This is a genomic window from Anaerobacillus arseniciselenatis, assembly GCF_001865995.1.
GTDB lineage: Bacteria > Bacillota > Bacilli > Bacillales > Anaerobacillaceae > Anaerobacillus > Anaerobacillus arseniciselenatis.
The window spans coordinates 1-12,705 of the sequence record NZ_MLQQ01000002.1; the positions used below are offsets into that span (position 1 = coordinate 1).

At 35.8% G+C, this 12,705-nt stretch carries 16 protein-coding genes; 15 read left to right on the forward strand and 1 reads right to left on the reverse strand.

What is annotated here, in order from left to right:
• Window positions 1-250 precede the first annotated feature (250 nt).
• The 11 genes from BKP35_RS04650 (at window position 251) to BKP35_RS04695 (ending at window position 8,908) form a co-directional block, all read left to right on the forward strand.
• Window positions 251-724: a hypothetical protein gene (locus BKP35_RS04650; protein ID WP_071312250.1), complete on the forward strand. Its 474-nt coding sequence runs from the start codon at window positions 251-253 to the stop codon at window positions 722-724.
• A gap of 228 nt (window positions 725-952) precedes the next feature.
• Window positions 953-1,102 carry a hypothetical protein gene (locus BKP35_RS19370; RefSeq protein WP_169819134.1) on the forward strand — a complete coding sequence of 50 codons (150 nt, stop codon included), beginning with the start codon at window positions 953-955 and terminating at the stop codon, window positions 1,100-1,102.
• Window positions 1,103-1,131: 29 nt separating this feature from the next.
• A complete protein-coding gene (locus BKP35_RS04655; RefSeq protein WP_071312251.1) occupies window positions 1,132-1,329 on the forward strand; it encodes a hypothetical protein in 198 nt (65 codons plus the stop codon).
• Between the two features lie 23 nt (window positions 1,330-1,352).
• Window positions 1,353-2,096 carry an SDR family NAD(P)-dependent oxidoreductase gene (locus BKP35_RS04660; RefSeq protein ID WP_071312252.1) on the forward strand — a complete coding sequence of 248 codons (744 nt, stop codon included), beginning with the start codon at window positions 1,353-1,355 and terminating at the stop codon, window positions 2,094-2,096.
• A gap of 143 nt (window positions 2,097-2,239) precedes the next feature.
• The gene (locus tag BKP35_RS04665) at window positions 2,240-2,806 is read left to right on the forward strand and encodes a hypothetical protein (protein ID WP_071312253.1); all 567 of its coding nucleotides are present in this window, start codon (window positions 2,240-2,242) and stop codon (window positions 2,804-2,806) included.
• Window positions 2,807-2,973: 167 nt separating this feature from the next.
• Complete coding sequence (locus BKP35_RS04670; protein WP_071312254.1) at window positions 2,974-4,002, forward strand: ATP-binding cassette domain-containing protein; 1,029 nt, start codon at window positions 2,974-2,976, stop codon at window positions 4,000-4,002.
• Window positions 3,977-4,813: an ABC transporter permease gene (locus tag BKP35_RS04675; RefSeq protein ID WP_071312255.1), complete on the forward strand. Its 837-nt coding sequence runs from the start codon at window positions 3,977-3,979 to the stop codon at window positions 4,811-4,813. The genes BKP35_RS04670 and BKP35_RS04675 overlap by 26 nt, the downstream gene beginning before the upstream one ends.
• A 320-nt stretch (window positions 4,814-5,133) precedes the next feature.
• Window positions 5,134-5,811, forward strand: coding sequence for a PspA/IM30 family protein (locus BKP35_RS04680; RefSeq protein ID WP_071312256.1), 678 nt, complete (start codon window positions 5,134-5,136; stop codon window positions 5,809-5,811).
• Between the two features lie 80 nt (window positions 5,812-5,891).
• Window positions 5,892-6,917: a TFIIB-type zinc ribbon-containing protein gene (locus tag BKP35_RS04685; protein WP_071312257.1), complete on the forward strand. Its 1,026-nt coding sequence runs from the start codon at window positions 5,892-5,894 to the stop codon at window positions 6,915-6,917.
• Window positions 6,917-7,774, forward strand: a complete 858-nt coding sequence (locus tag BKP35_RS04690; protein WP_245741858.1) for a TPM domain-containing protein — start codon at window positions 6,917-6,919, stop codon at window positions 7,772-7,774. Before BKP35_RS04685 ends, BKP35_RS04690 begins: the two co-directional genes overlap by 1 nt.
• Window positions 7,775-7,837: 63 nt before the next feature.
• Complete coding sequence (locus tag BKP35_RS04695) at window positions 7,838-8,908, forward strand: SPFH domain-containing protein (protein ID WP_071312399.1); 1,071 nt, start codon at window positions 7,838-7,840, stop codon at window positions 8,906-8,908.
• Between the two features lie 576 nt (window positions 8,909-9,484).
• Here the strand turns inward: BKP35_RS04695 and BKP35_RS04700 are convergent.
• Window positions 9,485-9,835 carry a DUF2200 domain-containing protein gene (locus BKP35_RS04700; protein ID WP_071312258.1) on the reverse strand — a complete coding sequence of 117 codons (351 nt, stop codon included), beginning with the start codon at window positions 9,833-9,835 and terminating at the stop codon, window positions 9,485-9,487.
• Between the two features lie 605 nt (window positions 9,836-10,440).
• Between BKP35_RS04700 and BKP35_RS04705 the strand changes: the two genes are divergently transcribed.
• From BKP35_RS04705 to BKP35_RS19375, 4 genes are all read left to right on the forward strand, one after another.
• Window positions 10,441-10,878, forward strand: coding sequence for a GNAT family N-acetyltransferase (locus BKP35_RS04705; RefSeq protein ID WP_071312259.1), 438 nt, complete (start codon window positions 10,441-10,443; stop codon window positions 10,876-10,878).
• 592 nt (window positions 10,879-11,470) lie between these two features.
• Complete coding sequence (locus tag BKP35_RS04710; protein ID WP_071312260.1) at window positions 11,471-11,677, forward strand: hypothetical protein; 207 nt, start codon at window positions 11,471-11,473, stop codon at window positions 11,675-11,677.
• 253 nt (window positions 11,678-11,930) lie between these two features.
• Window positions 11,931-12,404, forward strand: a complete 474-nt coding sequence (locus BKP35_RS04715) for a geobacillin-26 family protein (protein WP_139192807.1) — start codon at window positions 11,931-11,933, stop codon at window positions 12,402-12,404.
• A 59-nt stretch (window positions 12,405-12,463) separates the two neighbouring features.
• Window positions 12,464-12,628, forward strand: a complete 165-nt coding sequence (locus tag BKP35_RS19375) for a hypothetical protein (protein ID WP_169819135.1) — start codon at window positions 12,464-12,466, stop codon at window positions 12,626-12,628.
• Window positions 12,629-12,705 lie beyond the last annotated feature (77 nt).

Consider the following 12,705-nt stretch of genomic DNA (forward strand, 5'->3'; position numbering starts at 1 on the left):
TGGCTTATATTTTATTACATTAGGTCTTTGGGAATTAAGAGAAGGAGTAAATAGAAATCAGTATGTAAAATACATGTTTACTGGCTTATTTTTGACTCTTATTTTAACGCAGTTACTTGGTCTTATTGGGAACTTTTTAAATTTCCAATTCGGATAATCACTAAGAATGTGAAAACGTACACTTAAACTAACGAAAGCGTTAATTGAAAAATGCACAGATTTTTTGTCGGTAATTTTAGGGAGGAAATTAATGAAACAAAATAAAAAATACAAAGATATTCTGGTGGAAAATAAAGGGACTATAACTTCTTTATATGTTGGACTGATGTTGGTGTTTTATCTAGGGTATGTTTTATTGGATAATTATCGCTTAAATAAACCTGACCATTGGTTAAGTACCAATTACCTTACTCAAGAAGATATTCAACGTATTCAAGGGTTAGGAACATGGACATCCGTTGTTGAATTCTTATTTATAGGTTTATTTATTCTCACAGCTATAACACTCTTTTATTATCGAAAAAAAAGAAGTGCGTTAAGTTATTTTTTAATTTTGCACCTAAGCTTGTTTCTTGCCATATTTGGATTAGGTTACGTTTTATCATTTTTCCTAACCGCACCTATTGGAAATTTAACACAGCCCTTAATACTACCAACGTTTCTATTACTAATAATAGCCATTTATTCTATTTTTGTTAGACTAAGAGGGCAGTTAGAGAATTAAATAAATTACTATATCTTATTGTGCTAACGAGTGCGATAGTTAAAAAAAAATTAAAACCATATATGGAATGCCCTGACTTTTATTTGATATAATTTAACTGAGGTGATATTTAAATGAACCCATTTAGTGATCACGCCAAAAAAGAATTATATAATGCTCTTCAAGGGAAAGAATCAGGTATTTTTGTTATTAATGGAGACTAACATATGGAAAAAGTAGGTGAACAAAGTGGGGAAATATCAATTGGATGCCAAAGGTCAGGTAGCTGTGACAAAGTTTCATGAAAAACAGACTCCTGCCAAATTTGATAAAAAGCAGCACCTTGAAAAAATACGTGCGGAGTATTTGAAAAAGAAGCAAAAACAAACAGATAAATAATATGAATGAAAACATAGGAAAATCTCCCTATGTTTTTCTTATTAATCGAGTTTACTTTTTTAGATCCAGAGGGGAATATTATCTTTAATCAAGATGTACATGAAGGTACAGAGTATAGTGAAATAATAGAAGAGGATTTTCCAAAAGGAATTTATGATTTAAAAAATAGCTCTAAAAATGTTAGGGGAGTCGAGTTAGTAATAGAGTTGTATACGGATTTTCAATAACGAAAACGATTGGAGAGAATTTTGTGGATAACGAACAGGTAGTGATTGTAACAGGAGCGAGCAATGGTATTGGTTGTGAAATAGGCAAGGCCTATGTAGAGAAGGGTGCGCAGGTAATATTGGCAGATATCGATGATCAGAATGGACGAGAGCTAGAAGGACAACTTTCAAAGATTGGGAAAGCAACCTTTATAAAGACTGATGTCAGGAAACCGGAGCATATTCAAACTCTTATCGACGAAACGTTTGCTGCCTTTGGAAAAATAGATGTGTTGATCAATAATGCAGGTGTATCCCGCTTTAAAAATATGTTTGAGCTCACCCTTGAAGACTGGGATGATGTCATAAATATTAATCTTCGAGGCTACTTCCTTTGTGCAAGAGAAGTCGCGCGCGTAATGAAAAAGCAGGATCATGGTGGTTCTATTGTTAACATTGCTTCAACGCGAGCGTTTATGTCAGAGATGAACTCAGAGGCATACGCAGCTTCAAAAGGTGGTGTCATTGCCTTAACGCATGCGCTCGCTCTCTCTTTAAGCAAATATCACATTACTGCAAATGCTATCAGCCCTGGCTGGATTGAAACAGAGGATTATGAATCATTACGGAAGATCGACCATCAACAGCATCCATCCAAACGAGTAGGCAGGCCATCTGATATTGCGCGTGCATGCTTATTTTTAACTGATCCTTTAAATGACTTTATAACAGGCGAGAACATAATAATTGACGGAGGTATGACGCGAAAGATGATTTATGAGTATTAAAGAAGGTTTTAACGAAGGGAAAAACGGATTGTACCTTAGTAAATGGAAAAAGTGATATTTCAACTTTAAAAAACAAAAAACTAAATGAACTTGAAAAAATTGGTTTTTCTAAAAGGGAAATAAATGCTCTTAAAGATGCTAATTTGGAAACATTAACTTTTCGTGATTTTGTTAGCTTGTTAGAGCTTCATGATAATAAAATAGTACAACCTGAAGATTTAATATCGAGTGATGTTTACCAACTCATTGAAATAAAAGAAGGTGTTGTTTCAATTGTTGTAAGACTAGTCGAAACAATTCATTTCAATGAAGGCGGAAGTAAAACTTTTTACACTAAATTTGAATATACAGTGGATATTCAAAAGCCTATGTTTTGGCAATCAAGAGACGAATTTAAAATTATTTTTAATAATTGGTATTCTTTATTTGAGTATGCGAAACTTCACTACACTTCATCAAAAGGTGAGGTTTATGAGCAATATATAACGAGGAAAAAAACAAGCTCAGGTGTTGTACCATTTGAATTTGCAGTAAGACAAAAAATTGATGGAGATACTTATTATTTATCAGGGATTTCTGGTTTGGCTATTATGAAAAGTCAACATAATCTATCTCTTTACTTAGGATACAATCACAAACAGTTCATTACAAACAATGTCTTAGGCGAACATTGGTCAGATTGGAATTGGGATATTAATTTTAATGAATAAAGCGATGCCGTTGTTATATTTAGCAAATGAATTTCTTTATGTAGATTAAGTTGGTATAGTATGATTTATTTGTGAAATATTTAATGAAACTGATTGATGAACAGAACACTAGATTCATAAAGTTAGAAGTATAGAAATTGAAATGAAAAATAGGGGGATATTTAAGTATGGAGCATAAGTATAGCAATGGTGATTTGGCCATTGAAGCAAAAGGTCTCGTTAAAGTTTTTGGTGAAAATCGAGCGGTTGACGGTGTTGACTTAGCGGTACCTAAAGGGACGGTTTATGGATTTTTAGGGCCAAATGGAGCAGGGAAGACAACGACTGTTCAAATGTTGGCGACTTTATTACGTCCTGATGCAGGGAGTGCATACATTCTCGGTCATAATCTCATTGAAGAGGCAAATGTGGTACGTAAAAAAGTGAGTTTAACAGGTCAATTCGCTTCTGTAGATGGGGATCTTTCAGGGGTGGAAAATCTAATTTTGATAGGAAGACTGCTAGGTTACTCAAGGCGAGAGGCAAAAGAGCGTGCGATGGAATTATTAACTGCTTTTGGTTTAAAAGATGCAGCAAAGCTTCAAGTTAAGAATTACTCTGGAGGTATGAAGCGACGGATTGATATTGCCGCAAGCATCGTTGTTTCTCCTGAATTACTTTTTCTTGATGAACCGACTACTGGTCTAGATCCCCGTAGCAGAAATCAAGTGTGGGACATCATTAGGGTGCTAGTGAGTACAGGTACAACCGTTTTATTAACAACACAGTATCTTGAAGAAGCGGATCAACTAGCGGACCGAATTGCTGTTATTGACCAAGGGAAAATTATTGCTGAAGGGACGAGTGGTGAGTTAAAAGCATCCGTTGGAACAGGGAAACTCCTTGTTCGACTGTTGGATTCAGAACAAAGATCTAAAGCTTGTGAAATATTAACAGAGAAGCTTGGGGTGAACGTACAACTGGCCTCTGATCCTGTAGCACTTGTCGCCCAAGTGACAGATACGGAACTTGTGACAGATGCACTTGGAGAATTAGTTCGCTCGAATATAACCGTCACCGATTTTTCACTCGGACAGCCAAGTCTTGATGAAGTGTTTTTAACCTTAACAGGAAGACCAGTTGAAGAGAATACTGAAGAGAACGAGAGAACAACAGAAAGGGGGAAGAGCAATGAACCAATCAGGGACGAAGCATGAATTTGAAGGGAATGAAGAGATTCGTAATGCTTTATCTGACCGAAAACGTCCTAAGAAACCAAACGGGGTTTCAACCTCGCTTACATTTGGTTGGCGAGCATTGTTAAAAATAAAATATGTTCCTGAACAAATGTTGGATGTCACTGCTTTTCCAATCATGTTTTTACTCATGTTTACTTATTTATTTGGTGGAGCGATCGCTGGATCAACGAGTGAATATTTACAATTCCTTCTTCCAGGTATTCTAGCGATGACAGTCGTTACAATTACAATGTATACAGGAATTGAGCTTAATAATGACATCACAAAGGGGGTATTTGACCGTTTTCGAACCTTACCAATTTGGGGCCCTTCTGTTCTTGTTGGGATGTTACTTGTTGATACAGTAAGATACACATTGGCCTCAGTAATCATGATTACTCTTGGAATTATTATGGGCTTCAGAGCTGACGGTGGTATCGTTGGAGTATTGTTGGGAGTTGGACTATTGCTAGTTTTTTCATTCAGTCTTTCTTGGATATGGACGACGCTAGGTTTAATTCTCCGTTCAGAAAAATCATTGATGGGAGTTAGTATGTTGGTCTTGTTTCCTTTAACATTTGTAAGTAACGTTTTCGTGGATCCAAGAACACTACCAACATGGCTCGAAGCATTTGTTGATGTTAATCCAATTTCCCTTCTTGTTACAGCAACAAGAGGATTGATGCACGGGGTGGCGACGTTTGAAGAAGTCGCATCGGTTATCATCATTTCAGTTGTTATCACGGCAATATTTGCTCCAGTGACAATGTATTTATATCGTAAAAAATGATCCGACATGGTTGATCATTGCCGCTGCTAAAAGAATTAAAATCGCAATGGATAGGGATTTTGTTACCAAAAACATGCAAATTTTTATATAATATACATAATGAAACCGAATGAGATACAGGCTCTTTTTACATATCGGGTGATTTTAAAAAAAACTACGCTGATTTGAAACTTCTTTGTAAGTGATTACGTATAATTAAGAGCATAATTCCTTATTAACATGTTATTTTTTGCAAAAGTATATAAAGACAACGAAGTGAATTACATTTTCTATTAGGAAAGGTGCGCTTTATTAAATAAATGGGGAAAAGGGTGGATCACATGAGTATTATTAGACGGTTTAGAGATGTTATGGCAAGCAATTTCAATGCGTTATTAGACAAGGCCGAAAATCCTGAAAAAATGTTGGACCAATGTTTGAGAGACCTACGAAGTGACTATGGCAAAGTAAAAGCGGAAACTGCTGCAATCATGGCTGAAGAGCAGCGGGCAAAAAGAGTATTAGATGAATGTATAGAAGAGATGGAGAAGCTGCAACGTTTTGCGATTAAGGCTTTAGAACAAAATAATGAATCGGATGCACGTAAATTTTTAGAAAGAAGATCGCAACTTTCTTTAAAAGAAGCAGATCTTAAAAGTTCTTATGAACTAGCAGTCTCTAATTCCCAAAAAATGCGTGAAATGCATAGTAAGCTTCAAGAAGACATTAAAGATTTAGAGTCACGTAAAGTTATGCTTAAAGGAAAGTTGTCCGCTGCGAAAGCGCAAGAAAGAATGAATAACATGAGCTCACCTATGGATGGTTCTTCTAGGTCAACATTTGACCGGATGGAGGAGAAGGTGAACAAAGCGCTAGATACTGCGAATGCAATGGCTGAGCTTAATACTCCTAAAGATGAAATCGGTGATTTAATGGCTAAATATTCCGAAGGTTCATCGACAGACCCGAGCATTGACGATGAATTAGAAGCTTTGAAAAAAAGCTTAAAAGATAAGTAAGTAGTTTTAGTTGAGCTGTAGTCTGTTGGCTACGGCTTCTTTTAGGAAATATCACGGTTAGTAAAAGGAGTTTTGAAAAGATGATTATTCATTATAAGTGTCCAGACTGTGGATCAGATATGAGATTTGATAGTTATTCAGGGCATCTCGCATGTGACAGCTGTGGGCGAGAAGATAATATCGATTCGTATCCAAAAGAGTTTTTAACTCATGAGTTTGAGGAAGGCGAGGCAATCGAATATCAATGTAATAACTGTGGAGCCGTAGTGTTAACGGAAGCTGACACAGTTTCAACGAATTGCTGCTTTTGTGGTGCGGGGGTTGTTATCGCAGATCGAGTGTCTGGTAGTCTTGCCCCATCCAAAGTGATTCCTTTTTCAATTAGTAAAGATCAGGCGAAAGAGGCTTTTAAAAAGTGGTGCGGAAAAGGTTATTTGTTACCGAAGGATTTTGCCAATGCTGATCGTATAAAAAGTATTACAGGAATGTACGTCCCATTTTGGCTTTATGACTTACGTAGTAAAGGAGATGCCGATGCCGTTTGTACGAAAAAAAGAACGTATACTCAAGGTGACTACATCTATACAGAAACGAGTTACTTCGATGTTCACCGTCAAGTAGATTTGCGATATGCAAAAGTACCAGTGGATGCCTCTGAAAAACTCGATGATAAAATCATGGATAAGCTAGAGCCCTATGATTATGGAAATTTAAAAGATTTTAATACCCCATACTTAGTCGGTTATTTAGCTGAAAAATATAATTATGATGACAAACAATTATTTCCAAGAGTGAAGTCTAGAGTAGAGAAGTATGTAAATTCATATATCGATAGTACAATTAGAGGTTATGCAACTACCTCATATAAGCGTAAAGACATAAATACGGAGCAGACGAACGCTGAATATACACTTATTCCTGTGTGGATGGTTAGTTATGACTTTGATAAAAAAGAACATATTTTTGCCATGAATGGCCAGACAGGAAAAATTGTCGGAAAGCCCCCAATCAGTAAAAAAAGAGTAGCGGCTTGGTTTGCTGGAGTTAGTAGTATTACATTTGTGACCCTTAAAACGATTGCCTGGTTTATGGGAGGTGGGATATAGTGAATGTTTTTAAAACTACTATAAAAATAACTTCCTGTTTCGCACTTATTTTAATGTTTTTTATATTTTCCGGAACTTCGTTAGCAGCTAGTAATCAACTAATCTATGATTTTGCAGAACTTTTAACTAATGAAGAAGTAGAACAGTTAGAAAGCTTAGCTTCGTCATATGGTCAAGAAACCGAAGTTGATATTGTCATATTAACAGCTAATCATACTGATGGGAAATCGATCGAACAATTTATGGGAGATTTTTACGATGAAAAAGGTTTAGGCTTCGACAAACCACATGGAAATACAGTAATTTTAACGATTGATATGAACGAGCGAGAAGTGTATGTAGCTGGTTTTTATAAAGGTGAGGAATATATTAATAACTATAGAGCGGATTTGATTCGTGAAGAGATTACACCTTATCTATCCGAGGGCGATTTTTACGGCGCTTTTAAAAATTATATGGACTTAACAAAACATTATCTGGGGATTGAACCAGAAGCTCCTTCGCAGCCAAATGTTAGTCCGCCCAATAATCAGGCAGGTCCACCCAATAACTACAACCCGAATGAAGAAAATATCTTTTTAAATCCTATCTTTCAATTTCTATCTTCTATATTTATGGGGGCTTTAGTTGTTGGGATTATGGCTTACCGATCAAGCCCTAAAAAAACGACGAATTCTCGTACGTATTTAGATGAAGGACGTTCTGCTGTCACAGCAAGGCGTGATTCGTTCATTAGAAAAACGGTGTCAAAAGTAAGGAAGCCAAAAAATAATAACAATAGAAGTGGTGGCGGCTTTGGCGGTGGCGGTTTTACAGGAGGTGGCCGTTCACATAGTGGGAGTAAAGGACGGTTTTAAATAGTGAGTGGTGGTCATTGGAATGGTTTAGCCGAAAAATATTTAACTTACGAGAGGAGAAAACTGATGTTTTTTAGAAATCAATTTGCAAATGTAGTAGAATGGGAAGAATTTAGAGATGATATGATTTTTTGGAAGTGGAGTAATAAAGAAATAAAAAGAGGAAGTAAGCTCATTATTCGTGCGGGGCAGGATGCCATTTTTTTACACTCGGGAAGAATTGAAGGGATCTTTAAGGAAGAAGGTAGTTACGATATTGAATCGCAGATCGTTCCATTTTTATCGACGCTAAAGGGCTTTAAATTTGGTTTTAATAGTGGCATGAGAGCGGAAGTTTTATTCGTAAATACAAAGGAGTTTATCGTTAAATGGGGAACGAAAAATGCAATAAATATCCCGAATGCTCAACTTCCAGGTGGCCTTCCGATCAGAGCAAATGGAACTTTTCATGTGAAGGTTAATGATTACATTGCGTTAATCGATAAAATTGCCGGCATTAAAAATAGCTACTATGTAGAAGATATCAAGTTAAGGATTACTTCAGTATTAGATCAACTTTTAATGAAATGGATTTCACTTGAAGGAAAGGATATGTTTAATCTTCAAGCAAATGCCTTTGATATTGCCAATGGAATTAGAGAAGATTTGGATCAGAGCATCATTAATGACGGGCTGACGATTACAAAGTTTACGGTGATGAGCTTTAATTATCCAGAAAAGATCCAAAAAATGATTACGAAAACGGCTTCTCATTCGATGGTCGGTGATCTTGGAAAATATCAGCAAACCGAAATGGTTGACGGCATGGCTTCAGGAAAAGTTCAAGGTGGTGGAGCAGCTTCTGATATGGCTGGAATGATGATGGGAATGAATATCGCTAATGAAATGATGAAAAATATGAACCAAAACCAAGCTCAGAACCAAAATCAGAACCAAAATCAAGAGCTAACGAATCAGGGGCAAGGTAATCAGAATAATGTTCAAACAAATCAAGGGCATGGAAATCAAAATCAGACTCAAGCCCCTCAAAGTCAACAATCACCACCAGCAAACAGACCGAATTTCTGTCCGAATTGCGGGACAAAAACAGGAGAAGGGAATTTTTGCTCTAATTGCGGCCATAAATTAGTTTGACACCATGGTGCCGGCAAGAAAAGCGCAAGCGCCTTGGTCAGCTTCGAAAAGCGTTGGAGGGCCAGCAACGTTTTGCCTCCTCTTCGAGATTCTCCCTCGTGAATAGGCAAATCTTGATGGACCGAAACGCTCGAGAAGCTAGGCGCTGCTCCTGCGATTACTCGTCGCAAAACTTGCACCGTAGCAAATTCAGTGAAGTGTCTTGGAGCTAGACAGCTTTCGTGTTAAAATGTTATCCACAAATGGGTTGTCTTTATAATATCCTAGACAAGTACAAAAAGTTGAGTACCTGGCACTTAACTTTTACGAAATGCATTAATGAATTAATAGCTGTATGAAAGCAGGTAAAGTTGAAGATATAACGATGAATACAAGCAGTTGTGATAACTGAGTGTGTGTTATCGCTAATTCTATTTATAAAATCTTGAAGATAGGGTTCGAAACTAGTTGGCTACGTAATCTATTAAACTACTTGAAAAACGGTGTGATGAGACTGGAACGAGGCTTGGACAGCCCTCGCTCTGCTGGTAAAATTTGAATTGCAGATAAGATAATTGAGGGCGTAATCACTTGTTCTTATTTTCGTAAAATCTTTTCCATCACTTTTCCCTTTGCTAACTCATCGATCAACTTGTCCAAATAGCGAATTTCTCGCATAGTTGGTTCTTCGATGTCTTCCACTCGGACACCGCAAACTACACCTTTGATCAACGCCCTCGAAGGATTCAGTTTTGGAGCTTCCGCAAAGAAAGTCTCAAAGTCTGTCTGTTTTTCCAGTTGCGATTCTAACTCTTCTTGGCTATACCCTGTTAACCAACAGATGATTTCATCGACTTCTGTTTTTGTACGCCCTTTTTTCTCCGCCTTCGTAACATAATGGGGATAGACACTTGCGAAACTCATTGTATAGATCTTATGTTTGGTCATGATACACTCTCCCTTACATGGTTTTCTTTATTATATTATGAAAAATAGTTGGATACAAACGAAGGAACTGTCAGCCTCTTTGGCCTCGTGGTAGAAGTAAAACAGCAATTGTTCATAGAGACGATCTTTTTGTAAAGTTAAGTGCCAGGCACTTAACTTTTATTTGCGTAAAACCCCGCTCAACTGAGTGAATTTCATAATTACCAAAAATGAGCCACATCATGCAATATATAGTTTGCGAATGGTTTTGACGCAACTATATATTGATCTTAGTGGCGAGAATCATGAATTATGAAATTCATTAAACTATATATAAATTAATATGACTTAATTTAAGTAAAGGATAAAATCCCCTTTCTTAATTTCAAAATAATCGTAACTTTCTGTTCCGAAAAACGTACTAAATATAAGGGGGAACAATTAAAACAGAGTTCAAGAAATTGGAAATAGTTTAAGAAAACAAAGAATGACTCAAAGCGTTTAATGATTTGTGATCCTGATGAGCGATAAAGTAAATGGTTTCGTTAGTAACGAACGTCACACTGGTGCAATCAATTGATTTTAATAAAGTTGAACATTATAACAAGAATTGAGGGGGAAGAGAAATGCTACAAATGGTGACAGAGAAGGAAAAAGAGTTTATTTTATCGAAAGCGGCAGATTCATTAAATGAAGGAATGAAAAACGAGATTGCTATTAGTCAAGAGAAGGCTGAAGCAATTATTTCTCCAGTTTTAAGTTCTGGGGCAAATTATGTCGTACTTAGGAATGAAGAAGGATCATTAACTGGATGGGCTTTATTAGGTGAAAATCATGACTATATTTCTGATAAAAAGGTTGGGTTCATTTTTGATTTACATGTTCTTCCTGAGCACCGCGGGAAAGGTTTATCTAAAATACTAATTAAAGAATGTATAAAAGAGATAAAGAACAAAGGTTATAATGAGGTTCGTCTCAACGTTTATGCTTCTAATTTTGCAAAAGAAATATATTTAAAGCTTGGTTTCTCAGAATTGCAATCGATCATGTATTTAAATATATAGATTTTGAGAGTGTTATTTCGCTACTGCAAAGCAGCAGTGACGCTTTTGATTCAGGATCGGAGCAGGTCAGATTAATGAACACTTACGGTAAGGAAGCGTTTAAGAAAACAAAACAAAAAGCAAACTCTTTAGGGAGATTTGCGCCCCACCGGCCTATTCAGAAACCAAGAGTTAGTTGGAAATTCATCATTGCTGAGCTAACCGGACACCAGAGCCGTTATTTTAGTGAATAAACATAATTTTAAGAATTATCGGACATGCGGTACGTTATTTGACAAAAAACGAAGCAAAAACTGCTATTTTAGAGGAAATAAGGCCTGTGGTGTCCGCGAAATCATAAAATCTCAACAAATCTATGAAATAAGGTCTCACATGGCCGGAAAGTCATTTAGGTAATACGATTTTGTTGTTACTGACAAAAATAAAGCAAGGAGATAATAATGCAAAAGATTAGCTAGGCAAGAGGATATAAACAAGATACTCTTTATATTAATTAAGACCACTCTTACATGTTCTTCCTAATAGAAGGCACTGATGCTTTTATTTGGTCTCTTTTTTGGAAATAATGATGTCCAGAAAGGGTGGGGTGATAATGAAAGATCGATTAAATTTAGTTTATTATCATATTCAGACCAATGAAAAAATTCATTTATCCGAAAAGACTAAGTGGGATATCGAAAGCCATGTAATGAGTGAAGTTTTAGAAAGAACATTAGAATCAAAAAAAGAAATGGAGTATTGGCGAAATCTTTATTTTAAAGAAAAGAGTGGAAAAGAATTGCCAAAACTTTATTCATAATAATCAAATTTCTTCTACTGAGCTTAAAAAATAAAAGCGGCGTTTCTGCCTCAACAGCGGAGACGCTTTTTTACATTTTCATCCCAATTAATAGCAGATTAGTGTTAGTATTATATAATGTTAATTTTGGTTTATAAATTGTATAGGAAAGTTTCAGCAACAACTTAATGACAAACTTACCGAACAATTAATGAACATTTCTCAATTTTAAATTGATCAGGAGTTAAATAGGATGAAAGGGGATGTTATAGTCTTGAGAAAAAAGATATTTGGCCTGTTTTGTTTGTTTATTATTTTTTTCATAGTATTAATTCCGATTGTTTCTGCGTCATCTCTTGTAATAGATGAAGGCAAAGCTAGGGGCTATCACTACACTGTTATTAAAGAACAAAACGAATTTAAATGGGAAGTTGGGTATCACAACGAAATAACTATAATTACAGAGAATGAGAATAATAACAACGAAGTGTTGCAGCATTTTAGAAAAGCAGTTAACGAAATTAATACAAAGATATTTCAAATCATTGTATCGATATCGTATATTTTATTAGTAGTCACGATCACTATATTTTTCTATAAGAGGAACAAAGAATTAAATAAGGGTAGTGGAGCAATTATTGTCATTTTCGCTGGGATCGGTCTTATCTATGCGATCGTAAACTTTATTTACCTCAATACAGCATTTCGAGATGCTGAATATTATTATTCGATAATATTAACTAGATAGAACTACCCTAGATTTTGAAAACACAGAGCCACATATCAGATTTTTGAGGAGGAATATGAATGAGTAAAGTAAGCTGGTACGGGGTCTTTTTGTATATATTCATGATGACAGTAGTTGGCTTTATGGTATTTGGCAATATAGCTTCATCGTTGATTTTTGGTATTGGTGTAGGTGGTATCTTTGGTTGGTTATTTTCCACTAAAAAATCTATAGAAAAACCATAGTAGTGGTAAATTTACCATGCTTCACTTGTTATTGTTTTAGAATTGACTCTTTTTCATCTTCATCTTGAAGGTAATAT

What these genes read in the sequence shown, in the direction of transcription:
- BKP35_RS04650 (WP_071312250.1), top strand. Translation starts at nt 251, where the DNA reads ATGAAACAAAATAAAAAATACAAAGATATTCTGGTGGAAAATAAAGGG.
- BKP35_RS04655 (WP_071312251.1), top strand. Translation starts at nt 1,132, where the DNA reads ATGTTTTTCTTATTAATCGAGTTTACTTTTTTAGATCCAGAGGGGAAT.
- BKP35_RS04670 (WP_071312254.1), top strand. Translation starts at nt 2,974, where the DNA reads ATGGAGCATAAGTATAGCAATGGTGATTTGGCCATTGAAGCAAAAGGT.
- BKP35_RS04675 (WP_071312255.1), top strand. Translation starts at nt 3,977, where the DNA reads ATGAACCAATCAGGGACGAAGCATGAATTTGAAGGGAATGAAGAGATT.
- BKP35_RS04680 (WP_071312256.1), top strand. Translation starts at nt 5,134, where the DNA reads ATGAGTATTATTAGACGGTTTAGAGATGTTATGGCAAGCAATTTCAAT.
- BKP35_RS04685 (WP_071312257.1), top strand. Translation starts at nt 5,892, where the DNA reads ATGATTATTCATTATAAGTGTCCAGACTGTGGATCAGATATGAGATTT.
- BKP35_RS04700 (WP_071312258.1), bottom strand. Translation starts at nt 9,835, where the DNA reads ATGACCAAACATAAGATCTATACAATGAGTTTCGCAAGTGTCTATCCC.
- BKP35_RS04705 (WP_071312259.1), top strand. Translation starts at nt 10,441, where the DNA reads ATGCTACAAATGGTGACAGAGAAGGAAAAAGAGTTTATTTTATCGAAA.
- BKP35_RS04710 (WP_071312260.1), top strand. Translation starts at nt 11,471, where the DNA reads ATGAAAGATCGATTAAATTTAGTTTATTATCATATTCAGACCAATGAA.
- BKP35_RS19375 (WP_169819135.1), top strand. Translation starts at nt 12,464, where the DNA reads ATGAGTAAAGTAAGCTGGTACGGGGTCTTTTTGTATATATTCATGATG.